General features: G+C 70.7%; 23 protein-coding genes and 1 riboswitch. Of the genes, 12 read left to right on the top strand and 11 right to left on the bottom strand.

The genetic code is table 11. The annotated features are described in order from the left end of the window. Positions 1-35: 35 nt before the first annotated feature. Positions 36-131: riboswitch (glycine riboswitch) on the top strand. A 176-nt stretch (positions 132-307) separates the two neighbouring features. Next, the gene (gene gcvP, locus ABTX78_RS02740; protein WP_352204997.1) at positions 308-3,193 is read left to right on the top strand and encodes an aminomethyl-transferring glycine dehydrogenase; all 2,886 of its coding nucleotides are present in this window, start codon (positions 308-310) and stop codon (positions 3,191-3,193) included. Between the two features lie 73 nt (positions 3,194-3,266). On the opposite strand, the gene ABTX78_RS02735 is transcribed toward gcvP, so the two are convergent. Further along, positions 3,267-3,458, bottom strand: coding sequence for a DUF5999 family protein (locus ABTX78_RS02735; RefSeq protein ID WP_313947578.1), 192 nt, complete (start codon positions 3,456-3,458; stop codon positions 3,267-3,269). Positions 3,459-3,742: 284 nt separating this feature from the next. Beyond that, complete coding sequence (locus ABTX78_RS02730) at positions 3,743-4,330, bottom strand: hypothetical protein (protein ID WP_352204996.1); 588 nt, start codon at positions 4,328-4,330, stop codon at positions 3,743-3,745. 484 nt (positions 4,331-4,814) lie between these two features. On the opposite strand from ABTX78_RS02730, the gene ABTX78_RS02725 reads away from it, so the two are divergent. Then, positions 4,815-6,326 carry a glutamate-cysteine ligase family protein gene (locus tag ABTX78_RS02725; protein ID WP_352204995.1) on the top strand — a complete coding sequence of 504 codons (1,512 nt, stop codon included), beginning with the start codon at positions 4,815-4,817 and terminating at the stop codon, positions 6,324-6,326. Positions 6,327-6,665: 339 nt separating this feature from the next. After that, positions 6,666-7,418 (top strand): CPBP family intramembrane glutamic endopeptidase, encoded by a 753-nt coding sequence (locus tag ABTX78_RS02720; RefSeq protein WP_352204994.1) that lies wholly within the window; start codon positions 6,666-6,668, stop codon positions 7,416-7,418. Positions 7,419-7,484: 66 nt separating this feature from the next. Here the strand turns inward: ABTX78_RS02720 and ABTX78_RS02715 are convergent, their stop codons facing one another. The 3 genes from ABTX78_RS02715 to ABTX78_RS02705 all read right to left on the bottom strand — a co-directional run bounded on the left by ABTX78_RS02715 (position 7,485) and on the right by ABTX78_RS02705 (position 10,351). Next, positions 7,485-8,306, bottom strand: a complete 822-nt coding sequence (locus ABTX78_RS02715) for a PhzF family phenazine biosynthesis protein (protein WP_352204993.1) — start codon at positions 8,304-8,306, stop codon at positions 7,485-7,487. 918 nt (positions 8,307-9,224) lie between these two features. Next, the gene (locus ABTX78_RS02710; RefSeq protein WP_352204992.1) at positions 9,225-9,698 is read right to left on the bottom strand and encodes a hypothetical protein; all 474 of its coding nucleotides are present in this window, start codon (positions 9,696-9,698) and stop codon (positions 9,225-9,227) included. Further along, complete coding sequence (locus ABTX78_RS02705) at positions 9,695-10,351, bottom strand: hypothetical protein (protein ID WP_352205030.1); 657 nt, start codon at positions 10,349-10,351, stop codon at positions 9,695-9,697. Before ABTX78_RS02705 ends, ABTX78_RS02710 begins: the two co-directional genes overlap by 4 nt. A gap of 361 nt (positions 10,352-10,712) precedes the next feature. Between ABTX78_RS02705 and ABTX78_RS02700 the strand changes: the two genes are divergently transcribed. Next, positions 10,713-11,318, top strand: coding sequence for a PadR family transcriptional regulator (locus ABTX78_RS02700; RefSeq protein ID WP_352204991.1), 606 nt, complete (start codon positions 10,713-10,715; stop codon positions 11,316-11,318). A 119-nt stretch (positions 11,319-11,437) separates the two neighbouring features. Here ABTX78_RS02700 and ABTX78_RS02695 read toward each other — a convergent pair whose 3' ends face one another. Continuing rightward, positions 11,438-11,866 carry a type II toxin-antitoxin system Rv0910 family toxin gene (locus ABTX78_RS02695; RefSeq protein ID WP_352204990.1) on the bottom strand — a complete coding sequence of 143 codons (429 nt, stop codon included), beginning with the start codon at positions 11,864-11,866 and terminating at the stop codon, positions 11,438-11,440. A gap of 261 nt (positions 11,867-12,127) precedes the next feature. Between ABTX78_RS02695 and ABTX78_RS02690 the strand changes: the two genes are divergently transcribed. The 3 genes from ABTX78_RS02690 (at position 12,128) to ABTX78_RS02680 (ending at position 14,913) form a co-directional block, all read left to right on the top strand. Further along, positions 12,128-12,715, top strand: coding sequence for a Clp protease N-terminal domain-containing protein (locus tag ABTX78_RS02690; protein ID WP_352204989.1), 588 nt, complete (start codon positions 12,128-12,130; stop codon positions 12,713-12,715). A gap of 12 nt (positions 12,716-12,727) precedes the next feature. After that, entirely contained in the window at positions 12,728-13,735 is a 1,008-nt protein-coding gene (locus ABTX78_RS02685; protein ID WP_352204988.1) for an EamA family transporter, read from the top strand. A gap of 194 nt (positions 13,736-13,929) precedes the next feature. Further along, on the top strand, positions 13,930-14,913 hold the full coding sequence (locus ABTX78_RS02680) for a DMT family transporter (protein WP_502993740.1): 984 nt from the start codon (positions 13,930-13,932) through the stop codon (positions 14,911-14,913). A gap of 90 nt (positions 14,914-15,003) precedes the next feature. On the opposite strand, the gene ABTX78_RS02675 is transcribed toward ABTX78_RS02680, so the two are convergent. Next, positions 15,004-15,672, bottom strand: coding sequence for a pyridoxamine 5'-phosphate oxidase family protein (locus ABTX78_RS02675; RefSeq protein WP_352204987.1), 669 nt, complete (start codon positions 15,670-15,672; stop codon positions 15,004-15,006). 23 nt (positions 15,673-15,695) lie between these two features. On the opposite strand from ABTX78_RS02675, the gene ABTX78_RS02670 reads away from it, so the two are divergent. After that, the gene (locus ABTX78_RS02670; RefSeq protein WP_352204986.1) at positions 15,696-17,027 is read left to right on the top strand and encodes an aminotransferase class I/II-fold pyridoxal phosphate-dependent enzyme; all 1,332 of its coding nucleotides are present in this window, start codon (positions 15,696-15,698) and stop codon (positions 17,025-17,027) included. Here ABTX78_RS02670 and ABTX78_RS02665 read toward each other — a convergent pair. After that, positions 17,018-18,115 (bottom strand): DMT family transporter, encoded by a 1,098-nt coding sequence (locus ABTX78_RS02665; RefSeq protein WP_352204985.1) that lies wholly within the window; start codon positions 18,113-18,115, stop codon positions 17,018-17,020. The genes ABTX78_RS02670 and ABTX78_RS02665 overlap by 10 nt on opposite strands. Positions 18,116-18,189: 74 nt before the next feature. On the opposite strand from ABTX78_RS02665, the gene ABTX78_RS02660 reads away from it, so the two are divergent. After that, positions 18,190-19,104: a LysR family transcriptional regulator gene (locus ABTX78_RS02660; RefSeq protein WP_352204984.1), complete on the top strand. Its 915-nt coding sequence runs from the start codon at positions 18,190-18,192 to the stop codon at positions 19,102-19,104. 86 nt (positions 19,105-19,190) lie between these two features. On the opposite strand, the gene ABTX78_RS02655 is transcribed toward ABTX78_RS02660, so the two are convergent. Continuing rightward, positions 19,191-19,658 carry a pyridoxamine 5'-phosphate oxidase family protein gene (locus ABTX78_RS02655; protein WP_352204983.1) on the bottom strand — a complete coding sequence of 156 codons (468 nt, stop codon included), beginning with the start codon at positions 19,656-19,658 and terminating at the stop codon, positions 19,191-19,193. A 136-nt stretch (positions 19,659-19,794) separates the two neighbouring features. On the opposite strand from ABTX78_RS02655, the gene ABTX78_RS02650 reads away from it, so the two are divergent. Continuing rightward, complete coding sequence (locus tag ABTX78_RS02650; protein ID WP_352204982.1) at positions 19,795-20,466, top strand: cysteine hydrolase family protein; 672 nt, start codon at positions 19,795-19,797, stop codon at positions 20,464-20,466. A gap of 27 nt (positions 20,467-20,493) precedes the next feature. Here ABTX78_RS02650 and ABTX78_RS02645 read toward each other — a convergent pair whose 3' ends face one another. After that, entirely contained in the window at positions 20,494-20,958 is a 465-nt protein-coding gene (locus ABTX78_RS02645) for a Rieske (2Fe-2S) protein (protein WP_352204981.1), read from the bottom strand. Between the two features lie 94 nt (positions 20,959-21,052). Continuing rightward, complete coding sequence (locus ABTX78_RS02640; RefSeq protein WP_352204980.1) at positions 21,053-23,179, bottom strand: S9 family peptidase; 2,127 nt, start codon at positions 23,177-23,179, stop codon at positions 21,053-21,055. Between the two features lie 84 nt (positions 23,180-23,263). On the opposite strand from ABTX78_RS02640, the gene ABTX78_RS02635 reads away from it, so the two are divergent. Beyond that, complete coding sequence (locus ABTX78_RS02635; RefSeq protein WP_352204979.1) at positions 23,264-24,115, top strand: HipA family kinase; 852 nt, start codon at positions 23,264-23,266, stop codon at positions 24,113-24,115. After that, positions 24,112-24,495, top strand: coding sequence for a DUF3037 domain-containing protein (locus ABTX78_RS02630; protein ID WP_327685321.1), 384 nt, complete (start codon positions 24,112-24,114; stop codon positions 24,493-24,495). Before ABTX78_RS02635 ends, ABTX78_RS02630 begins: the two co-directional genes overlap by 4 nt. The last annotated feature ends 84 nt before the right edge of the window (positions 24,496-24,579 follow it).

Raw genomic sequence — 24,579 nt, 5'->3', positions numbered from 1 at the left:
CGAGAAGACGCGCTGGTACGCTGACTAACGGCTGCTGACCCCGTGCGGGAGAGTCCACCGGAGGAAACGGTGGCGCCGAAGGAGCAAATCCTCCCCGGAATCTCTCAGGCACCCTGTACCGCACGGACGAGGTCACTCTGGAAAGCAGGGCGGGCGTCGGACGGCATCCGCTCTCACCGACGGTGAAAGCCGGGTTCCCTCGTGGGGATCCGGTGAAGCTCTCAGGTTGAGATGACAGAGGGGGAGGCCGTCCGGGTACCCGCGCCGTGGTGCCCCTCGCAGGTCGTCAGACCAGGAGGCCTCCATCATGACCGCCAACCGCATTCCGCTCGCACAGCTGGAGCGAGGCACCCCCTTCGAGCAGCGCCATATCGGACCCGACGCCGAGGCGCAGGCCAAAATGCTGGCCCAGGTGGGATACGGCTCGCTCGACGAGCTGACCGCGGCCGCGGTTCCCGACGTCATCAAGAACGCCGAGGCGCTCGCGCTGCCCGACGCGCGCACCGAGCCCGAGGTACTCGCCGAGCTCCGGACGCTCGCCGATCGGAACACGGTCCTCGCACCGATGATCGGCCTCGGCTACTACGGCACGTTCACACCGCCGGTCATCCTGCGCAACGTCATGGAGAACCCGGCCTGGTACACCGCGTACACGCCGTACCAGCCCGAGATCTCCCAGGGCCGGCTCGAAGCCCTGCTCAACTTCCAGACCATGGTCGCCGAGCTGACGGGCCTGCCCACCTCGGGCGCCTCGCTGCTCGACGAGAGCACGGCCGCCGCCGAGGCCATGTCGCTCGCCCGCCGCGTCGGCAAGGTCAAGAACGGCGTGTTCCTCGTGGACGCCGACGTCCTGCCGCAGACCCTCGCGGTGATCGAGACCCGCGCGGAGCCGACCGGCGTCGAGGTCGTCACCGCCGACCTGCACGACGGCATTCCGGCCAAGATCGCCGAGCGGGGTGTCTTCGGCGTCCTGCTGCAGTACCCGGGCGCCTCGGGAGTCGTACGCGACATCAAGCCCGTGATCGAGCAGGCCCACGAGCTCGGCGCGATCGTCACCGTCTCCGCGGACCTGCTGGCGCTGACCCTGATCACCTCGCCCGGTGACCTCGGCGCCGACATCGCGGTCGGGACCACGCAGCGCTTCGGCGTCCCGATGGGCTTCGGCGGACCGCACGCCGGGTACATGGCCGTGCGCGAGAAGTTCGCCCGCAGCCTCCCGGGGCGTCTCGTCGGCGTCTCCGTGGACGCGGACGGCAACCGTGCCTACCGACTCGCGCTGCAGACCCGTGAGCAGCACATCCGCCGGGAGAAGGCCACCAGCAACATCTGTACCGCGCAGGTGCTGCTCGCCGTGATGGCGGGTATGTACGCCGTCTACCACGGGCCCGAGGGCCTGCGGACGATCGCCCGGCGCACCCACCGCTACGCGACGCTGCTCGCCGCGGGCCTGCGCGCCGGCGGTGTGGAGGTCGTCCACGGCGCGTACTTCGACACGCTCACCGTCCGCGTGCCGGGTAAGGCGGCCGACGTGCTGCACGCCGCCCGGGAGGGCGGGGTGAACCTGCACCTCGTCGACGCCGACCATGTCTCCCTGGCCTGCGACGAGACCACGAATCGTGCGCAGCTGACCGCCGTCTGGGGCGCCTTCGGCGTCGACGCCGACATCGAGGCGCTGGACGCGGCCGCCGCGGACACCCTGCCCGAGTCCCTGCTGCGCACCGACGAGTACCTCACGCACCCGGTCTTCCACCAGAACCGTTCCGAGACCGCGATGCTGCGCTACCTGCGCCGCCTCGCCGACCGTGACTACGCGCTGGACCGCGGCATGATCCCGCTCGGCTCCTGCACCATGAAGCTGAACGCGACCACCGAGATGGAGCCGGTGACCTGGCCGGAGTTCGGGCAGATGCACCCCTTCGCCCCCGTCGACCAGGCCGCCGGGTATCTGACGCTCATCCGCGAGCTGGAGGAACGTCTCGCCGAGGTCACCGGCTACCACAGCGTCTCCATCCAGCCCAACGCGGGCTCGCAGGGTGAGCTGGCCGGACTGCTCGCGGTCCGCGCCTATCACCGCGCCAACGGCGACGACCAGCGCACCGTCTGCCTCATCCCGTCGTCCGCCCACGGCACCAACGCCGCGAGCGCCGTCATGGCCGGCATGAAGGTCGTCGTGGTCAAGACCGCCGACGACGGCGAGATCGACGTCGAGGACCTGCGCGCCAAGATCGAGCAGTACCGCGACGAACTGTCGGTGCTGATGATCACCTACCCGTCCACGCACGGCGTCTTCGAGGAGCACGTCGCCGACATCTGCGCGCAGGTCCACGACGCCAGCGGCCAGGTGTACATCGACGGTGCCAACCTCAACGCGCTGGTGGGCCTCGCGAAGCCGGGCAGGTTCGGCGGCGACGTCTCGCACCTGAACCTGCACAAGACCTTCTGCATCCCGCACGGCGGCGGCGGTCCGGGTGTCGGCCCGGTCGGCGTGCGCGAGCACCTCGCCCCGTACCTGCCGAACCACCCGCTCCAGCCCACGGCGGGACCGGAGACGGGCGTGGGGCCGATCTCAGGCGCCCCGTGGGGTTCGGCGGGCATCCTGCCCATCTCCTGGGCGTACGTCCGTCTCATGGGCGGCGAGGGCCTCAAGCGGGCCACGCAGGTCGCCGTGCTCGCGGCCAACTACATCGCCAAGCGTCTGGAGCCGCACTACCCGGTGCTCTACACCGGCCCGGCCGGCCTGGTGGCGCACGAGTGCATCGTGGACCTGCGGCCGCTGTCGAAGGCGACCGGCGTCAGCGTCGACGACATCGCCAAGCGTCTGATCGACTACGGCTTCCACGCGCCGACCATGTCGTTCCCGGTGGCCGGCACGCTGATGATCGAGCCCACCGAGAGCGAGGACCTGGGCGAGATCGACCGCTTCTGCGAGACGATGATCGCCATCCGCGCGGAGATCGAGAAGGTCGCGACGGGCGAATGGCCCGCGGAGGACAACCCGCTGAGCAACGCCCCGCACACCGCGGCCGCGCTGGGTGGTGCGTGGGAGCACTCCTACAGCCGTGAGGAGGCCGTCTTCCCGGTCGGCGTGAGCGCCGCGGACAAGTACTGGCCGCCGGTGCGACGGATCGACGGCGCGTTCGGCGACCGTAACCTCGTCTGCTCCTGCCCGCCGCTGGAGGAGTACGACAACTGACGGGCGACGCCTATGCGTCGGGGCCGGTACGGAGGAACGTCTCCGGCCGGCCCCTTTCTCGTACGGACGGCGCTCAGGCGGCCGTCATGACCTGGCGGTGCGGCGCGATGATCTGCCCGTCGGGCAGCAGCTCACCGGTGTCCTCGAAGAGGAGCACGCCGTTGCACAGCAGGCTCCAGCCCTGCTCCGGGTGGTGCGCCACCAGGCGCGCCGCTTCCCTGTCGGCAGAGTCGGATGTCGGGCAGGCTGGTTGGTGCTGGCACATGGGTGGGTTCTTTCGCTGCGGTGTGAGTGTCCTGCGGCTGGATGAAGTGTTCATGGCCGCCCCCCGTATCTGTCGGTCCGATCCCAGTGTTGCCCTACGGGCGTCAATCCGCAGGGATTTCGCGGCAGCTCTTCCTACTGGTTAATGACGTATCACCCGGGCGGACGGTTCAGCTCAACTGAGCTGTCCTTTCGGGTGGTTCAGGGGGGCCGGTTCGGGCTAGTCCGGTCGGGGCGGCAGTGCGCCCCGCGACCGAACGGTCACGGGGCGCGAACAGCGGTTTCTCAGGCCGGCGAGCCGAGCAGCGGCGCGGGGGTGAGCCGCAGGGTCATCACCGGAAGCAGATCGGCGACCCGGTGCGGCCGGTGGGCCGCGATGCCGGGCGGGGCGGGGGCGAGGGGGACCAGGACATCGGTCGGGAGAGGCATGCCCGTCGAGGCGTCCGCGTCGGTGTCGCCGTGCAGCCACAGGGTGAGCATGTAGAGCTCGGGGATGGACAGGAGGCGGGGCTGGAAGGCGGCGTGCATGGAGTCGGCCTGCCGCAGCGCGCGTTCGGTGGAGATGAGATACGGACCTTCGAAGAAGTGCGAGAAGGTCCAGCCGTCGGCGGTGAGCGTCGTCTCCGCGGCGGCCACACTTCTCTCTCCGCTGCGGATGAGGAAACGCCAGCCCGTCAGGCGCGTGCACGGGCGGCCGGCGCTCGGCACGATCCGGTCCAGTACGTGGACGGGGAGCGGCGATTCGGGATTGACGGGTCCCTGGACGGACCTCAGTGCTGGTGTGCGGTCCTCACGGACGGCGGTAGGGGAACCGAGTGCCGCAAGGACGCTGCGGAGGGCAGGCGCGGGAGCAGGGGGGACATGCAGCGGCATGATGGGTCGCCTCTCACTTGGAGACACGGTGAAGCATGGGCAGGTGCGGACGGCACTGTCAGCGGGCGGGGTCAGAGGGGGGCCGGGACAGGCCGCCGGGCGCCAACTCTCTGCCTCGATTGCGGAGTTTATACGACACGTGTTCTCACAGTGTTTCTGCTAGTGCCCGTGCGTATTTCCCACAAGACAGGTTCAGGTCTTTCTCCTGCGCTGTTTCGGGGGGTTTTAGTCGGCGTACAACGCCACGGCCTGGTATTTCCTCTACGGGCCGGTAGGCCGAAACCCGTCGGCATTTTTCACCAGGCGACCGGTACGGGAAACTGCGTTCTGCGTCATGCCGAGTGAATGTGCCGCTCGGGCGCGCATCCCACAGTAGCCGTCACCGGGCGTTCCTGCCGCGTTATAGATCAGCCAGCCGGGGCATTATCGTCCGTGACGCGAGCGACCAGAGCTGCGTGGAGCCCACTCGAGGAGGGACCCTTCGATGGGGGAGAAGGTCGTGGCAGGCGGCATCGCGCTGTCCGATCGGCAACGCCACCGCCGGAAGTTGCAGCAGTGCCTGGCGGGACTGGGGCGACTGCTGGACGAGAAGAGGTTCGACCGGCCCAAGAACCTCATGGGGCTGGAGATCGAGCTGAATCTCGCAGGCGCCGACGGGCTGCCTCGGATGATAAATGCGGAGGTTCTGGAACGCATCGCGAGCCAGGATTTCCAGACCGAGCTGGGAATGTTCAATCTGGAAGTGAACATTGTGCCGCACCGGCTCGGCGGACAGGTTCTGGGTCAGCTGGGGGAGGAGTTGCGCACCGGGCTCGGATATGCGGACCGGAAAGCGAACGAGGTCGGCGCGGGCATCGTGATGATCGGCATCCTGCCGACCCTCGCGCAGGAAGACCTGGTGTCGGCGAACCTCTCCGACGTCGACCGCTACACGCTGCTGAACGACCAGATCGTCGCGGCCCGCGGTGAAGACTTCACGCTGGACATCGACGGTGTCGAGCACCTCACCTGCACCTCGGCGTCGATAGCCCCCGAAGCCGCCTGCACCTCGGTGCAGTTGCACCTCCAGGTGACGCCCAACCGTTTCGCCGACGTGTGGAACGCGGCGCAGGCGGTGGCCGGCGTACAGGTGGCCGTGGGGGCCAACTCGCCCTTCCTGTTCGGGAGGGAGCTGTGGTGCGAGTCGCGGCCCCCGCTGTTCCAGCAGGCCACCGACACCCGCCCGCCCGAACTCCAGGCCCAGGGCGTACGGCCGCGGACCTGGTTCGGCGAACGGTGGGTGGAGTCGGCGTACGAGCTCTTCGAGGAGAACCTGCGGTACTTCCCTCCGCTGCTTCCCATGTGCGACGAAGAGGATCCGCTGCGGGTGATCGAGGACGGCGGCATCCCCCAGCTCCATGAACTCGTGCTCCACAACGGCACCGTGTACCGCTGGAACCGGCCGGTGTACGGCGTCGCCGACGGCGTGCCCCATCTGCGGGTGGAGAACCGGGTTCTGCCGGCCGGGCCCACGGTCACCGACGTGATCGCCAACGCCGCGTTCTACTACGGACTCGTGCGCGCACTCGCCGAGGAACCGCGGCCGGTCTGGAGCAGGCTGCCGTTCTCGGCCGCCGCGGAGAACTTCGACGCCGGGTGCCGGTACGGCATCGAGGCGGAACTCCAGTGGCCGCGTCCGGGCCGCGCGGGCGGCATCACCACGGTGCCCGTCGCCAAGCTCGTGCGCGACGAACTGCTGCCGCTGGCCGCGGCCGGGCTCGACGCCTGGAACATCGAGCCGGCCGACCGTGACAGGTACCTCGGGGTGATCGAGGAGCGCTGCAAGCGGCGGATGAACGGCGCGTCCTGGCAGTCGGAGACGTATCACCGTGCGCTGGAGGCGGGCCTGGGGAGGGACGCGGCTCTCGCGGCCACCACACGTCGCTACTGCGAGCTGATGCGTGAGGGCGACCCGGTCCACACCTGGCCGGTCGGCTTCCCGGGGCCGCGGAACTGAGCGGGACGGTCCGGCGGCGCGAGACCAGCACACATAGGCCGGCGCGATCCGGCGGCGCGAGACCAGCACACATCGGCCGGCGCGGTCACCTGGGCCTTGCGCGCCGGGGTGCGCGGCGGGTGATCCGCCGGCCCCGGGTCCCGAACGGCAACGGCCGGACGGGACCTGCTTCCCTTCCCCGACCGGGCGTCGGGCAAGCTGTGACGTCTCCACCTGTGGTGTCGGTCCGGTGATGTCCGCCGGCGGCCCGAGGATGGGGGACCAGACGGGCTCGGTCTACGGGAGGCACGTGTGCAGGCGGATGCGGGACGCGTGGCTGATCCTCTCCCCGGGGAGGGCATGCCGCGGAAGATCTTGCGGTCCGAGATGCTCCTGGTGCTCGCGCTCTCGCTGGGCGCGAGCGGAGTGTCGGCGCTCATCAGCTTCGTCGGGTCGCTGACGAAACCGGGTGGGCTGAAGGACCAGGCGGCAACCCTGAACGGGTCGTACGCGCCCGGCAGGCCATGGCTCGACCTCTCCTGGCAGCTGTTCGGCATCGCCTCCGCCCTGGTACCGGTGCTGCTCGTGGGCCATCTGCTCCTGCGCGAGGGGGCCGGGATGCGTGCGATCGGCTTCGACCGGAGCCGGCCGTGGTCCGACCTCGGACGCGGCACGCTCGTCGCCGCGGGGATCGGCAGCGCCGGACTCGCCTTCTATCTGGCCGCGCGCGCGTCCGGGTTCAACCTCACCGTCGTGCCGGAATCGCTTCCCGACGTGTGGTGGAAGTACCCGGTCCTGATCCTGTCGGCGATCCAGAACTCCGTCGTGGAGGAAGTCATCGTCGTCGGGTATCTGCTCCGCAGGCTCGACCAGTTGGGCTGGACGCCGACGGCCGCGCTCGCGGCGAGCTCGGTCCTGCGCGGCTCGTACCACCTCTACCAGGGCGTCGGCGGCTTCGTCGGCAACATGGTGATGGGCGTGGTCTTCGTCCTGCTGTACCGGCGCTGGGGACGGGTCGGACCGCTCGTGGCCGCGCACGCACTGCTCGACATCGTGGCGTTCGTCGGATACGGGCTGCTCGCCGGGAAGGTGAGCTGGCTGCCCACGATGTGACGCGGGCAAGGGTGACCAGGGGCGTACGGCACACGCCGTACGCCCCTGTCCGTGTACGGCCTGCGGTCAGGGAGCGGTGAGCAGCTCGCCCTCGATGACGGTCACGGCGCTGCCGGTCAGCTCGGTGCGCTCGCCCCGCAGCGAGGTGCGCACCAGGCCGGAGCGGGCGGAGGCCTGGAGCCCGGTCAGATCCGTACTACCGAGGCGTGCCGACCAGAAGGGCGCGAGGGCCGTGTGGGCGCTGCCCGTCACGGGGTCCTCGTCGATGCCGACCCGGGGGAAGAAGCACCGCGAGACGAAGTCATAACCGGCGTCCGGGTCGTCGGCGGCGGCCGTGGCGATGACACCGCGATCGGAGACGCCGACGAGGGTCCGGTGGTCCGGGCGCAGGCCCCGCACGGTCTTCTCGTCGGCCACCTCGACGAGGAGATCGCCGATGTGCGGACCCGTGTCGTGCACCGAGAGCACCTCTGCTCCCAGCGCTTTTGCCAGAGCGGGCGGCGTCGCGACCGCCGTCAGGGGTGAGGTCGGGAAGTCGAGCGTGATCGTGCCGTCGTCCTCGGCGGTGGCCGTGAGGATGCCGCAGCGCGCGGCGAACCTGACCGTGCCCGTGCCGGCCCCCGTGGTGTGCAGGACGTGCGCCGTGGCGAGCGTGGCGTGGCCGCACATGTCGACCTCCGTGGCCGGGGTGAACCAGCGCAGTGCCCAGTCGGCGTCCCCGCCGGGCGGCAGTGGATGGGCGAAGGCGGTCTCCGAGAGGTGGACCTCGGTGGCCACCTGCTGGAGCCAGGTGTCGGCCGGGAAGCCGTCGGAGTCCAGCAGCAGGACTCCCGCGGGGTTGCCGGCGAAGGGGCGTTCGGTGAAGGCGTCGACGATTCGAATCCGCATGGGCCGACCGTAGGGGCGGCACGGAGCCGCGGGCCAAGGCCAATCCGGGATTGACCCGTCTCAGTGAAGGTGGGCTGTTTCTCAGCGAAGACGGGCGGGCACCCGTTAGCTTCACCGAAGTTGGGCCGATCGGTGTCTGATCTTGTGGGGGCGTCGTGGGGGCACCGGTTGGTGCGTTAGCTGCTGCTGAGCTTGAGGGCTTTGAGCTGGGCTTTTCTCTGAACGGTACGAGCGTCCGGTATTCGCTTGGAGCGAGCTGGGACACGCGGTTCGAGGACGTTGAGCCGGTTCGGGAGTTCAGCTGGCGCAAGGGCGGCTGGGGGTTCGCAGGGTGGTATCCGAACAGTTCTCGACCTGCGCATTCTGCGGAACCCCGATTCGCTCTGAGCAACGCACCTGGCCACTTCGTCGCTGGTGCTCAAGCCGATGCCGTCAGCGGGCATACCGGCGCCTCGACCCGACCACCTACCTCAGACCTCTGATCTGCGAACTATGCAGTACCTCCTTCGAGCGAGGGCCGTCCGGGAGAGCTCGTCGCTGGTGTTCAGACCGTTGCCGGCGACAGGCCCGCCCTCTGCTTGCGGCGCCGACGCTGCGCAATACGCTGAGACCGCAGCCAGTCAAGACGACGACACTGCACTGTCTCAGTTGCGAACACATGTTCCAGGGAACCGCCTCCCGCAGCTGCCCCTGGTGCTCAACGAAGTGTTGGAGTGCGGCGCTTGATCGGCGATCTCAGCAGCTCGCATGCGGGATCTGCGCGATATCGCTGAGCGACCGAAAGTCGCACGACACCCGCCGCTGGTGCTCAGGAGCCTGCCGTCAGAAGGCCGTCCGGTGGCGAAACTCAGCACCCGCGGAGCAGACACCGCCGATCATGCCTCGTCTCAGTAGACATGAGCAACGGGCGAGCATGCGCTATGCGTCATCTCCGTGTAGATGAGCGTTCCGGAGGCGTCTGAGGGCTTCGAGTTCGGTTCGAGGGAAGTGCTCACCCCATTTACCTCGGTAGCCGCTCTCATCGTAGGTCTGAACAACCTCGTCGAAGCAGCGGATCACGGCTCGGGCTAGCGTGTCGACGTGAAGTTGACTTGACCAGATCTCGGTGCCCTTGTGGTCGTGGTCGCTGCCACCGCGTAGTTCCAGGATGCGGATCCAGGCGTCGTCGCCCTGGCGGTAGAAGATCCACCGGAAGGCGGTGGGCTCGGCTTCGAACTGCGCGCGAGTGTCCGTTTCGCCTGAGACGATCCGGGCCACGGCGGTGAGCAACTCCTCTGGAGCGCTGGTGATGTAGGAGGCGGTGAGCTCGACTTTGGCCTGTTGATCTTCAACTGTGCAGTTGGCCCAGCCGTGTCCGTCGAGCGTCCAGGCCATGCGCATGCCAGCAGTCACGTCCGTTCCATATCGAGTGGCGTTGGCGGTATGCCTGGTGCGGCAAGGGCGAGAACACGGGATAGGGCGGCGGTCAGAGGGGCGGAGTGGTCAGGTAGGTGCTCGGAGATCCAGTCCGTTGCTGCCGCGAGGAACTCGGTCAGGTCGCGCTCGACGCTAGCGAGCAGATGGCGGAGCTCGATGACTGACAGCTCGATCACGGGACTGTCGTTCCGGTCGGAGTCAACGGTGAGATGGACGGTATCTCCGAGGCGCTCGGCCAGCGACGGCTCCGGATCGTGTCCGTACCCGATTACGCCGCTGCCGTCGACGACCTGGTACCAGTCGTGCCAATCCTCCAGTCCGTCACAGCAGCCGGGCGAGAAGACGATGCCCGTGGAGGTGTCCGTGACGCGCAGGCCGCCCGCTGCGTAAAGGCTGTCGAGGTTCAGCAGTCCGTGGAGGAAGCCGCTGAGAGGCTCAGCCGGCCGAGGTGGGAGGTCGTCATCGTCTGCGGGGTCCACGTCGTTGCAAGCGGCGATACGCATGAGCGCCGTCCCGATCTCGGCGGGTGAGAGCCCGCCGCTGAGCGGCAGGAAGCTGAACTGTTCGGTCTCGGCGACAGGCCAGAGGTCGAAGCCATCAGGGGTGTTCATCTCCAGGACAGGCTGCATCACGATCACCTGGCGAAGTGTTCCCCATCCGTCGCTGATCTCGCCTCCCGATTACGCCGAGCATCCTCGTCTGCGCCGGTCCTTAACCAGCTAGCGACTGTTCAGCGGCCAGGGGCGAGGCGTACTGGCAGATGCTGCCCAGGTCGACTGAGCCGGATAGATCGGCCCATCTTCGGTGAGACGGATAGGGCAGTGGCCTGTCCTCACTGAGACAAACCGCTGTCGGCCCACCTTCGCTGCGACGTACCCCAGCTTCGATGAGACAAGTCAGGGATCGGCGGCCCGTGGGATGTTGCCCGACGAGCTATTCCGATATATCGTTGACGCATCGCGACAGATCAACGATGGAAGGGGCGTAGACATGCGTTCACACGAACACGAACACGGTCACCGTCAGGGACACTGCGGACCCGGTCATCCGGGTCGGGGCGACTTCGAAGGACGCCGGGGAGCGTTCGGTCCGTTCGGGCCGCCGTTCGGCGGCGGACCCTTCGGCGGCGGGCGCGGTCGTGGTGGCGGCAGGGGAAGGGCGCGGCGCGGTGACGTGCGGGCCTCGATCCTGGCGCTGCTGAAGGACCGCCCGATGCACGGTTACGAGATGATCCAGGAGATCGGCGAGCGCAGTGGCGGGGCCTGGAAGCCCAGCCCCGGCTCGGTCTACCCGACGCTCCAGCTGCTCGAGGACGAAGGCCTGATCACCAGCCGGAGCGAGGGCGGCAAGAAGCTGTTCACGCTCACGGAAGCGGGTCGCGCCGAGGCCGAGTCGGGGCCGGACGCCCCGTGGGAAGAGGCCGGGCGCACCGTCGACTGGGACACGGTCAACGAGATCCGGCAGGCCGGCTGGGGGCTGATGGAAGCCTTCGGGCAGGTCTGGAAGACCGGCAGCACCGAGCAGCGGCACAAAGCCGTCGAGGTCATCAACGAAGCCCGCAAGAAGCTCTATCTGATCCTCGCCGACGAGCACTGACCCGTGGACGAGTACTGACCCGTGATGGACGGCAGGGCCCCGCGCATCCGCGCCGGGCCCTGTTCCTGTTCTCGGTGGGTGGCAGCCTCATGGAGGGGTGGCCGGCGGTGCCGGCGAGGTCAGGCGACCAGGCCGCCCAGCTTGCGCAGCGACTCGTTGAGGGCGGCCGTCGCCGAGTCCTTGAGCTTGCCGGCCATGAGCGAGACCGCCGCGCCCGTGAACTCGCCGTCGATCCGCACCAGCGTCGCGTCGCCCTCCGGGGTGAGCGAGTAGCGGTTGCCGACATTGACGCCCATCGGGCCCTTGCCCCTGATCCCGAACAGCCTGCCGGCCTCGAACTCGTCGATGGTCCAGGTCACTTCGGCGGGGAAGCCCATCAGCTTCATGTTCTCCTCGTAGGTGGCGCCCACTTCGAGAGTCGTCGGGCCGCCCTTGGGGAAGCTGGTGTGCGTGGCGTTCCACCGGCCGTAACCGGCGAAGTCCGTCAGCTCGGCCCAGACCTTCTCGGCCGGTGCCTCGATGCGAGCCTCGGCGCTGACTTCGGCCATACGACCACCCCTTCGTATCAGGTCACGGTGTCGCGGAACGTAGCCGTAGTGCCGCGAACATTCAATACTGACGAACAGTCAGGAATGCGCGGCGGGGGTGCTTCCGCGGGTGGGCAAGGCGGCGCGCGACAGCCGGGAAGAACTGTCTCGATCTCATCCGCAAGGAGGAGAAACCGTCCAGGTGTGCCCAACCTCCGTGGGATGCGCGAATGAGCCCCTCCGGGGACGCCCGGGCCCTCGAGGGCTGATGAGGTGGGAGATGTGCAGAGCCCTACCCCGCGGCTGCCGCAGCAGCCCGCCGCCACCCGCGCAGAGAACGACGCCCGACTGACCGTGGAACTCGCCTCGGTGCTCGCCGGTGCGCGCCGGCGAGCGCTGCGTGACGGAGACCGGCAGATCGACACCGCGCATCTGCTGCACTCCCTGCTCGAGACCGACGCCGACGTCCGTGCCGCGTTCGGGCCCGGCCCGCAGGTGGCCAGGGTGCTCGGCTACCTCGTGCAGCGCAGCATCGGGTACGGGCTGCGCTGGCAGGGCTCGGTGGAGAACTCGGCCGTGGTGCCCGTCGTCCGCGCCCCGGAGGTGGACACCTCCCAGTACTCGCCGTCGGCCGTCGTGGCGATACAGGGCGCGACGGAGCGGGCCGAGCAGCGCGGAGAGGCGCGCGCCGGAGGCGTCGATCTCCTGGCCGCTCTCGCCGCCGACGGTGAGTGCCGCGCCGTGGAAGTGCTCGCCAGGGCGGGGGTGGACGCGGCAGAGCTGGGCGGCCGGATCGAGGCCGGGGCGCCGGTCGGATCGGGGAGCCGTCTCGACATGTGCAACGGGGTCGACGGTCCTGACCCGCGCTGACATGATGTGCCGATGCAGGCGTCTTGGGGAAGGAACGCCGGCCTGGGACTCGCCCTGGGCTCGGCGTTCGCGTTCGGTGGATCGGGTGTCGCGGCCAAGCCGCTGATCGAGGCGGGCCTCGACCCGCTGCACGTGGTGTGGCTACGGGTGGCGGGCTCGGCGCTGATCATGCTGCCGGTGGCCTGGCGCCATCGCGATCTCGTACGCCGGCGGCCTGCCCTCCTCCTCGGCTTCGGCCTGCTCGCCGTCGCGGGCGTCCAGGCCTGCTATTTCGCCGCGATCTCGCGGATCCCCGTCGGTGTCGCGCTGCTCATCGAATATCTCGCGCCGGCGCTCGTGCTCGGCTGGGTCCGCTTCGTGCAGCGCCGGCCCGTCACCCGTGCCGCGGCCCTCGGGGTGGTCCTCGCCGTCGCCGGACTGGCGTGTGTCGTCGAGGTCTGGTCGGGACTGACCTTCGACGCACTCGGTCTGCTGCTGGCTCTGGGCGCCGCCTGCTGCCAAGTCGGCTACTTCGTCCTGTCCGACCACGGAGGCGACGGCGACAACGCCGCCGACCCGCTGGGGGTCATCGCGTACGGACTGCTGGTCGGCACCGCCGTCCTGACCGTCGTCGCCCGGCCGTGGTCGATGGACTTCTCGCTGCTCGGCGGCAGCGCGTCCATGGGCGGCACGGCGGTCCCCGCCGGGCTGCTGCTCGCCTGGGTGGTGCTCGTCGCCACCGTCCTCGCGTACGTCACCGGCGTCGTCTCGGTGCGCAAGCTGTCGCCGCAGGTCGCGGGCGTGGTGGCCTGCCTCGAGGCGGTCATCGCCACCGTGCTCGCCTGGGTCCTCCTGCGGGAGCACCTGTCGGCGCCGCAGATCGTGGGCGGTGCCGTGGTGCTGATCGGGGCGTTCATCGCCCAGTCCCAGGCGCCGAAGGCCCCGTCCGGGCCGGTGGCCTCCGGGTCCGTGGTCGTGCCCGCGCCGGAAGAGGGCGTCACGGAGGACGGACGGTTGTCGGTCGATAGGGCCGGAACGTAAGGTGGCGATCATGCACTTGACCGTCCTTCCGCCGCCTGCCGCATAACGCGGGCGGCCAGCCGTTGACGAAGACCGGGCTCGGGGTGTCCCCGAGCGGTTCGTCGCTGCCCGCGTGACGGAGCCGAGCGACCACCATCCCGTTCTTCACACGGAGAAGTCTCGTGCCGAATCTTTCCTCCACGCCGCAGGTCGGCGTGCCCGCGCAAGCCGCCGTTCCGGTGCGGATCCCGCTGCCCGTCGGGCGCAGCCTCCTCTACCTCGTCTTCGCCGGTGTCGCCTGGGGGACCGCAGGGGCGGCCGCCTCGCTGGTCTTCCGGCTCAGTGACCTCGGTCCCCTCTCGCTCTCCTTCTGGCGCTGCGCCGGGGGACTCGTCCTGCTGCTGGGTGCGCTCGCGCTGCGCGCCCGGCGGGGCTCGGCGGGCCATGCCGCCCGTGCCGCGCACGCCGCCGCCGAGCCGCGCAGGCGCCGGCTGCTGCGGATCCTCGGCACGGGAATCGGGCTCACCCTCTTCCAGAGCGCGTACTTCGCGGCCGTGCAGGCGACCGGCCTGGCCGTGGGCACGGTCGTCACCCTCGGCGCGGGACCTGTCCTCATCGCGGTGGGCGCACGGCTGACCATGGGCGAGCGCCTCGGCCGGGGCGGTGTCGTCGCCGTCACCGGCGCGCTCGCCGGACTGGCGGTCCTCGTCCTGGGCGGCGAAGGCGGCACGGTGCGACCGGTCGGCGTCGCACTCGCCCTGCTGTCGGCGGCCGGCTACGCGGCGATCACGCTGCTGACCCGGTGGCTGGGCCGGGACGGCGGCGGCGACTCGATGGCCACGACGGCGTGGGCGTTCGGCATCGGAGCGGTGGGCCTGCTGCCGATGGCCCTCGCCGAGGGACTGCTGCCGCACACCGACGAACTGGGGCACGTCGTGTGGCTGCTGGCGTACGTCGCCGCCGTACCGACCGCACTCGCGTACCCGCTCTACTTCGCGGGAGCCGCGGTCGTACGGGCCGCCACCGTGTCGGTGATCATGCTGCTGGAGCCGGTGAGCGCGGCGCTGATCGCGGTGACACTGCTCGACGAACGGCTCACGACGGCGACTGTGGTCGGCACGCTGCTCCTGCTCGCCGCGGTGGCGGGACTCGCCGTCGCGGAAACACGGACGGCGAGGACGGCGAGGCCGGCCGGCTGAGGCCGCGGGGGCCGCGCCGGGGCTCGAACCGGCCCGGCCCCCCGCCGCCAGGGCTGCGTGCCACGCTTGCCCGGGCCCCGGTGTCGCGCCTCAGCGGGAGGCGAGGTACTCCGGAAGCGCGACCGACGCGTCCAGGTCCGCCGCGGGGATCGCGGGCCCGTACGACGTCCGCAGCGGGAGGACTCCCGTCCAGTGCGGCAGATCCGCGTCCTCCGGCTCGTCGTTCGGGCCGCCGGTGCGCACCTTCGCGGAGACCTCCGTCAGGTCCAGTCGCAGGACCGCCGTCGCCGCCAGCTCCTTCGGGTTGGCGGGCCGGGAGTCCGCGGCTCGGCCCGGCACGACCTGGTCGACCAGGGCGTCGAGGGCTGCACGCTTTTCGGCCGGATCGGTCACCGGGTGGGCCGTCGCATGGATCACGACCGAGCGGTAGTTGATCGAGTGGTGGAACGCGGAGCGGGCGAGGACCAGCCCGTCGACGTGGGTGACCGTCAGACAGACCGGGAGGCCGGGGTCCGGCGCTCCCGCCATGCGCAGGGGGCGTGAGCCGGTCGAGCCGTGGACGTACACATGGTCGTCGACACGGGCGAAGAGCGTCGGCAGCACGACGGGCGCGCCGTCGCGGATGAAGCCGAGATGGCAGAGGTAGGCCTCGTCGAGTATGGAATGAACCAGCTCGCGGTCGTACGAGGCGCGTTCCCGCGCACGGGTGGGGACGGTGCGTTCCGTCGCTTCGTAGACGTCCGGCATTGCGATCTCCATTGCACTAGTGCATAATGTTGTTTGTGCTAGGAGAGTATCGGATCGAAGGTCGGCGCGCATCGGAGATCGCGGCCAGTGTCGAGCGCGCGGTCGGCGCGGGAGAGCTGGAGCCGGGCCAACTGCTGCCTCCCATGAGGGAGTTGGCGGCCCGACTGCAGGTGAACCCGAATACCGTCGCCGCCGCCTACCGGACCCTGCGCGAGCGGGGAGTCATCGAGACGGCGGGCCGCCGGGGGAGCCGGGTGCGCCCGCGCCCGGCGAGCACCCCGCGCGGATCCATCCGGGTCGACGCACCGCCCGGCGTGCGCGACGTCAGCAAAGGGAACCCGGATCCGTCCCTGCTGCCGGCCCTCGGCGAGGCTCTCGCCGCGGCCGCCGACCGCAACGAACGCGAGCCGGGCCTCTACGGACTGGAGCCCGTGGACGCCGAGTTCGGGCGGCTCGTCCGCGCCGGGCTGGACGCCGACGGGGTGCCGGACGGCCCGGTCACCGTCACCTCCGGCGCACTCGACGCCATCGAGCGGGTGCTCGCCGCCCATCTACGGCCCGGTGACGCCGTCGCCGTCGAGGACCCCGGCTGGGGAAGCCTGCTGGACCTGGTGACGGCGTTGGGGCTGAAGCCCGTACCCGTGGCCCTCGACGACGACGGACCGCTCGCCGCCGGGGTGGAGCGCGCGCTGGAGGCCGGCGCCCGGGGGCTCGTCGTCACTGACCGCGCCCAGAACCCGACCGGGGCCGCGCTCAGCGCCGCCCGCGCCGCCGAACTGCGGGCCGTCCTGGCCCGCTTCCCCCGGACCCTGCTCATCGAGGACGACCACGGCCACGCCATCGTCGATCTGCCGCTGCACCCCCTCGCCGGTGTCACCGACCACTGGGCGTTCGTGCGGTCCGTGGCCAAGGCGTACGGCCCGGATCTGCGGGTCGCGACGCTGACGGGCGACGCCGTCACCGTCGACCGCGTCTCGGGACGGCTGGGTCTGGGCCCCGGCTGGGTGAGCAGGCTGCTGCAGCGCGCGATGGTCCATCTGTGGACGGCGGAAGCGGTCGACGTACCGGCGGTGGCGCGGTCCTACGGGAAGCGGCGCGATGCCCTCGTGCGGGCGCTGGCGCGGCGCGGTGTCGAGGCGTACGGCCGCAGCGGCATGAACGTCTGGGTGCCGGTCGGCGACGAGACGGGCGCGGTGGCGCGGCTGCTGAACGCGGGGTGGGCGGTCGCCCCCGGCGCGAGGTTCCGGATGTCGTCTCCGCCCGCGGTACGGATCACCGTCTCGGACCTCGACCCGCACGAGATCGAGGCGGTGGCCGAGGTGCTGGCGGCGACGGTCGGACCGGCACCCGCGCGCAGTTACGGCTGAGGGGCGGGCGCCTTCGCGTCGGAGGGGGCGTCGGGCGGGCGTACGGCTGTGTCCTCAGCCGGCGCCGCGACCGGTGCGGCGGCCGTGGCCGGTTCGCCGGCGGGCCGCTCCGCCTCCGGACCGGGGACGATCACCGCCGCTGTCCCCGGCTTCGCCCGGCTCTGTGTGAGTGCAGCGCCCGCCAGCACGATCAGGGCGCCCACCGGGGTGTTCCAGCTCAGCTGCTCGCCGAGTACGAGCACGCCGGCCGCCGTGGCGATCACCGGAATGAAGTAGGTGACCATCTGGGCCGTCGTCGGGCCGACCTCATGGACCAGGCCGTACTGCACCAGCAGGGCGAACCCGGTGCCCAGGGCGCCGAGGGCGACGACGGCCAGCAGCGGGACGACCGGGAACGACGTCGGCATCGTGGTGAACAGCGGTGTGACCACCGCGAGTTGCGCCGTCGCAAGAAGCAACTGCGCACCCATCAGCGAGAGGTTGGAGTGGCTGCTGCCCGCCAAGGTGCGGCGCACATAGATCCAGCCGACCGGGTAGCTCAGTGACGCGAGCAGCGCCATCGCCGTACCGCCGACGTCGAGCCCCGAGAAGCCCTGCCACGCGCCGAGCACGGTCAGCACGCCGAGAAAGCCGATGCCGAGGCCGGCCACCCTGCGCCGGGTCGGACGGTCCTCGGAGAGGGCGACCACGGACAGGACCATGCCCCACAGCGGCGAGGTGGCGTTGCAGATGCCGGCCAGCGTCGAGGGGATCGTGAGCTCGGAGTAGGCGAAGAGGGAGAAGGGCAGCGCGTTGAGCAGGAAGGCGGCGACCGTCAGATGGCCCCAGGTCCGCAGCGAGCGCGGCATGCGCTCCCGCCGCACCGTCATCGCCACGGCGAGGACCGCGGTGCCGAAGAAGAGCCTGCCCAGGGTCACCTGGAAGGGTGCGTACGCCTCCGTGCCGACCTTGATCAGCAGAAAGCTGAAGCCCCAGACGGCGGAGAGTGCGGCGAAGCGGATACGCCAGTCGAGCCGGGGACGGCCGGGAGGAGCGGCCGGGGCGCGGCGAGGGTCCGAGGAGGCCCGGGAGAAAGCGGCGGCGGTCATGACAGCCAGCTTCGTCGGAACAATCTCGTAGGACAAGCGAGAATTCGTTGCCGCATTCGCTTAGCATTGCTTACATGTTGAATCTGGAGCGCCTGCGGACCCTGGACGCGCTGGCCCGCCACGGCTCGGTCAGTGGCGCGGCCGACGGACTGCACGTCACGACCTCCGCGGTCTCCCAGCAGATGGCCAAGCTGGAACGGGAGGTGGGGCAGCAACTGCTCGCGAAGAACGGGCGGGGCATCCGTCTCACCGACGCCGGCCGGCTGCTCGCCGACCATGCCGCGCGCATCCTCTCCCAGGTCGCGCTGGCCCAGTCCGACATCGAGGCGCGGCGCGGGCAGGTGGTCGGCGAGGTACGGATCGGCGCCTTCCCGACGGCGGCCCGCGGGCTGTTCCCCGCGGCGATCTCCACGCTGCACCGGCAGCATCCCGAACTGGGCGTCCAGTCACGCGAAATGGAGCCGGAGCAGGCCATTCGGCACGTCATCCGAGGGGACCTCGACCTGGCCGTGGTGCTGGACTGGAGCAACAAGCGCCTGCCCGTGCCCGGCGGTCTCGCCCAGGCTCATCTTCTCGACGACGCGCCCGACGTGGCGATGCCCGCGGACCACGTGCTCGCCGACCGCGGCGAGGTCGACCTCGCCGAGTTCGCCGAGGACGCGTGGGTGTCCTGGCCGGAAGGCGAGTTCTGCCACGAGTGGCTGGTCTTCACCCTGCGCTCGCACGGCATCGAACCGCGGATCTCGCATCTGGCGGGGGAGCACCACACCCAGCTCGCGCTGATCGCAGCGGGCCTCGGCGTGTGCGTCACTCCCCGGCTCGGCCGGGGTCCGGTGCCGGACGGTGTCGTGCTCGTACCCGTACGGCAGCGGATGCAGCGCCATGTGTACGCGGTCTGGCGCACGGACGCGGACCGCCGCCCCTCGATCAGGGCGGCGGTGGCGGCACTGCGGGAGGCGGCCGGCCCCGCGTCCGGTTCGGAGCGCTGACACCAGCCTCGAAAGGCCGGGACGGAACGGTGTCCCTGCCGGCATGCCGACGTGCCGCCATACCGACGTGCCGGCACGCCACCGCCTCAGAGCGCGGACATCTTTCTGAAGTCCCAGGACGCGACCGCGTCGGGCGTCAGCCGCAGCCAGGCGTGCCTGCCGTCGCGGGGCATCTCGTCGAGCCCGAAATTCTTCCGCGCGAACAGCGCTTCGGGAACGTCCAGTTCGGGGCAGGGCTCACCCGTCCGCGGGGACTCCCCGACGAACACTGCGCTGCCGGACAGTTCCACGCCCCGCAGCTCGCCATACTCCTCTCCGTCGTCGACCACGACGGCGAGCCGGGGGTCCCGGCGCAGATCGGCCCAACGCCGGCTGCGGGTCAGGGAGTACAGCCACAGCGATGTGCCGTCCCAGGCGAACCACAGCGCGCTGACGTGCGGACGACCGTCGGCCGAGACGGTGGCCACGCGGCAGGTGCGCTGCTCCGTCAGAAACGCGTCCAGTTCACCGGTGCTCATCATGATCCGGCGGCCCCGGCGCTGTTCGACGGTCATGGCGGCCCCTCCCTGTAGCTGACGATGTGTCAGAGAAGAATGGAGGCTCTTCCTTCTGCGCGCAATGGAGGCTACTGTCACGCGCCCGGTCCGGCCGTGACACCCGGTCGGTCGGACCGCGACCCGAGGGGGAGCCGTGCCGAGTGCCGACCAGCTCGCGGAACAGCTCGATCCGGTGACCACGGCGCTGCTGACCGTCGAATGTCAGCAGGGCGTGGTCGGCGACCACAGCGCCCTGCCCGAACTCGCCGCCCAGGCCCGGTCGTCCGGCGTACTCCATCAGGTCGCCCGGCTCGTCGCCGGAGCGCACGAGGCGGGCGTCCAGGTGCTGCACGCGGTGGCGGAGCGCCGTCCCGACGGCCGCGGCGCCAACCACAACGCCCGCCTCTTCCGGGCGGCCGGGCGGCTGCCCGTCCAGCAGCACTCCGGTACGTCGGCGGTGCGCATCGCCCCGCCGATCGAGGTCGCGGAGGAGGATCTCGTCGTCCGCCGGCTGCACGGTCTGTCGCCCATCGCCGGTACGGACGTGGACGCACTGCTGCGCAATCTCGGCTGCCGCACCGTCATCGTCGTCGGCGTCTCGGCGAACATCGCCGTGCCCAATGCCGTGTTCGACGCGGTGAATCTCGGCTACACGGCCGTCGTGGCCCGGGACGCCATCGCGGGGGTGCCCGCCGACTACACCCCCGCGATGATCCGCAACACGCTCGCGCTCGTCGCCACGATCGCCACCACCGACGAGGTGCTGGCCTGCTGGAAGCGCCCTCGCCGCACCGGACGGGACCGGACGGCGTCGGAGGCGGGCTGAGCCGGGTCGTGGCAGCCGGGGCAGCCCTCAGGAGAGCTTGATCGAGTTTCCGTCGACCGTGATGTCGGCCGGCGGCAACGGCGTCGTGGCCGGCCCCGCCTTGACGCTGCCGTCGGTCGCGTCGAACTTGCTCTGGTGGCACGGACAGATGATCACGCCGTCGGCGACATCCTTCACCGCGCACCCCTGATGGGTGCACTTGGAGGAGAACGCCTTGAACTCGCCCGCCCTCGGCTGGGTGATCACCACGTCCCCGACGACCTTGCCACCGCCCTCGGGGATGTCGGCGGTCGTCGCGATCACCTTGCCGCCGGCGCCACCCGTGCCGCCCGTGGTGCCGGTTCCCCCGTCGCCGGGCTGCTCGGACACGGAGTCCCCGCCGTCGTCCGAGCCCCCGCAGGCGGTCAGCGCTACGGCGAAACCGGCTCCGCCCGCGGCGGCGACGACCGTCCGACGTGCGATGGCGCGGGACGGGCCCTGTGCTCCGGTCATGACTGCTCCTTCTGTCTGTTCGGTCCCTGTCGGCCGGACATCAGCCGGTTCCTCGTGATGGTGTACGGCCCCCTGTTCGGCAGCGTTCAGATTCTCAAACTTTCAAGGACCTTTTCAGGAAGTCGGCCTCCCACAGCAGAAGGCTGCTCGCCTGGTCCTGTTGCGTGACCATGTGGGTCGCCCCGGACAACGGGAGCACATGGTGGGGTTTTCCCGCCGCGAGCAGGGCCGATGAGAAGCGCAGCATGTGGGCGAGAACCACGTTGTCGTCCGCCACTCCGTGCACCAGCAGCAGCGGTCGCCGCAGCTGATGGGCGAACGGGACGAGTGAGCTGCGCTCGTACGCCTCGGGGGTGACATCGGGATGCCCGAGGAAGCGCTCCTCCCAGTGCGTGTCGTACAGCCGCCGGTCGGCCGGCGCCGCGCCGGCGACGGCCGCGTGGAACACCTCGGGGTGGTGCAGCACCGCTCCGGCCGCCAGATATCCGCCGTAGGACCAGCCACGGATCGCGACCGCGTCCAGATCGAGGAAGGGATGCTGCTCCGCCACCGCGTGCAGGGCGTCGATCTGGTCGTCGAGCGCGGGCGTCAACCGGTCTCCCCGGACCGCCTTCTCCCACTCCCTGCCCCGGCCCGGCGTGCCCCGGCCGTCCGTCACGAGGACCGCGAAACCCTGCTCGGCGAACCACTGCGACACAGCGGTCCACCACCCTCTGGCCCGGACGACGATCTGCAGGCCGGGGCCCGCGTACGGGTTGAGCAGCACCGGCAGCCGGGCAGAGCCCGGCTCGTACCAGGAGGGGAGGTAGAGCTGGCTGCGCAGCTCACGCCTGCCGAGCGGGAGGAACACCGGCCGGGGTGTGACGAGCGGTTGCTCGGCCAGTACGGCGATCCGTCCGGCCGGCCGGCCGCCCTCGACGACGGTCACCGTGCGGCCCTCGTCCGTGAGGCTGTCCAGGACCACGGTGTCCCCTCCGACGGAGGCCGTGTGCACACCGGCGGCTTCGCTGAGGCGAACGAAACCGGACGCCGGGCCGTAGCACCAGACATGGACCTCGGTGGGGTCCTCGTTCGCGGTGAACCACACCCGCTCGCCCACCGTGCCGACCACCTCGCGGACGTGCAGTCCGGCCGGGGACGCCGCGTCGCCGATGCGCAGACCCCGCTTCCCGTCCGGGTGGCCGAAGGTGCGGACCGGTGTGCCCGGCGAGGTGCGGCAGGGATCTCCGGGCACCAGGTCGACCCACGCCGGATCGCGCCGTGTGTGCAGGACCTCGGTCGCGCCCGACTCCGGATCGACGGCCAGCAGATGGGCCGTGCGCTGGTCGCGGGTCTGGACCTCGACCAGCGGACCGAGCGCGTCCCACGAGACCGAGGTGACGTACTCGAAGGCGGTGTCGGTCCAGACCCCCGGCTCGTGGGACTCCTTGTCCGCGGCGGCCGGCAGCCGGACGGCTGTGCTCCGGCCGGTGCCGTCGAGACGCACGATGTGCAGGGACACCTCCGCGTTCGCCGTCCCCGCCGCCGGGTAGCGGACCGACCGCGGCTCCTCGGCCGGCTCGGACGGATCGCCGATGTACCAGCGCTGGACGCGGGAGTTGTCCACCCGGGCCACCAGGAGGGCGTCCGAGTGGGGTGACCACCAGTGGCCGCGGGACCGTCCGATCGACTCGGCCGCCACATGGTCCGCGAGGCCCCAGGTCACCTCCGGACCCTCCGGGGCGGCGAGCAGCCGGTCGTCCGACCCGTCGGTCCGCACGGCACGCAGTGCACCCCCGGTGACATACGCGATGACCGTGCCGTCCGGCGACGGGCGCGGGTCGACAGCCGGGCCGGCCGTGGCGATCCGGCGGGGGGCGCCTCGGTCCGTCCGCACCGTCCACAACTCGCCACCCAGCGCGAAGGCGACGAGCACCCCCTCGGCGTCGGTCGCGTAGGACACCACTCCCGAGGAGGTCACCCGGGCGCGTTCCCTGCGGACCTTCTCGGCCTCGGGTTCGTCGTCCCGCCCGCCGAGCGCTGCCGGATCGGCGAGCACGCGCTCCCGGCCCGCCTCATGGATCCACAGCCGGCTCACCGGGTCGTCGCCGGCCGTGCCGCGGACGAAGAGCACACGCCGGCCGTCGGGCGAGACGGTGAGGAGCCGGGGGACGCCGAGGGAGAAGCGGCGGGTACGGGCGAACTGGCGGGGGAAGCCGGGGGCTTGGATGTGATCACTCATGGGGCATCGTGCTCAGGCTCCGCACGGCCGTGGCAACCCAATAACCTCGCGATCCTGCCCGCGGCCCCGAAGTACTGTGGGGCCATGCTCCCCGAAGTCACAGCGACGCGCTATGTCACGCCTCTGCGTGAGGGCGGCTCGCTCCCCGGCATCGTCGAGGCCGACGATCTCGGCACGTACGTCATGAAGTTCACCGGCGCGGGGCAGGGCCGCAAGACCCTGGTCGCCGAGGTCATCTGCGGACAGCTGGGCCGCCGGCTCGGTCTGCGAGTGCCCGAGCTGGTCACCATGCAGCTCGACCCGGTCATCGGTCTCGGCGAGCCCGACCAGGAGGTGCAGGAGCTGCTGAAGGCGAGCGGCGGACTGAACCTCGGCATGGACTTCCTGCCGGGCTCGATCGGCTTCGACCCGCTGGCCTACGAGGTGGACCCGGCCGAGGCCGGCAAGGTCGTCTGGTTCGACGCGCTGATCAACAACGTCGACCGCTCGTGGCGCAACCCCAACATGCTGGTGTGGCACGGCGACCTGTGGCTCATCGATCATGGAGCCACCATGATCTGGCACCACAACTGGCCCGGCGCCGCCGCCTCCGCCGCCAAGCCGTACGACGCCTCCGACCACGCGCTCGCGCCGTTCCGGCCGGACATCGCCGCCGCCGCGGCCGAGCTGGCGCCGCTCGTGACGGAGAAGCTGCTGACCGAGGCCGCCGCGGACGTTCCCGACGAGTGGCTGATCGACGAGCCCGGCTTCGAGACCACCGACGCCCTGCGGCGCGCTTATGTCGAGCCCCTGCTCGCCCGCGCGGCGACCATCCACGAGCGGATCACGCTGACCGCGCCGTCCAAGCCCCGCCCCTCCCAGGCCCCCGGCTGGCTGACCGAGCATCTGACTCCCTGGCCGCACCCGACCAAGGCACAGAAGGCGGCGGGCGAATGAGCGAGCGCGAGGTCTTCGAGTACGCGGTATTGCGGGTCGTGCCCCGAGTGGAGCGCGGTGAGTTCTTCAACGCGGGCGTGGTGGTCTACTGCCGGGCCCGGTCCTTCGTCGCCGCCCGTACGCACCTCGACGAGGTGAAGCTCAAGGCGCTGGACCCGCATGCCGATGTGACGGGAGTGCGGGCGGCACTGCACGCCGTCGAGGGCGTCTGCCGCGGCGGTGACGACGCGGGTCAGGCATCCCGCGACGACGCCGGCCGCCGGTTCCGCTGGCTGATCGCACCGCGCTCGACCGTCGTCCAGCCCGGCCCGGTGCACACCGGCCTGACCGCCGATCCGCAGGCCGAGGCCGAACGGTTGCTGGAGCTGCTCGTACGGTGAGTGACCCGGCGCACGCGGTGGGCCGTTGACACCGCGTGCCATGGCTTCTAGCGTCTCGTCTGCTGAAGGTACTAAGCGGTCGCT

The organism is Streptomyces sp. NPDC096193, assembly GCF_040302905.1.
GTDB lineage: Bacteria > Actinomycetota > Actinomycetes > Streptomycetales > Streptomycetaceae > Streptomyces.
The sequence above is the reverse complement of the archived record's forward strand: the minus strand, read 5'-3'. Positions and strand labels throughout refer to the sequence as shown.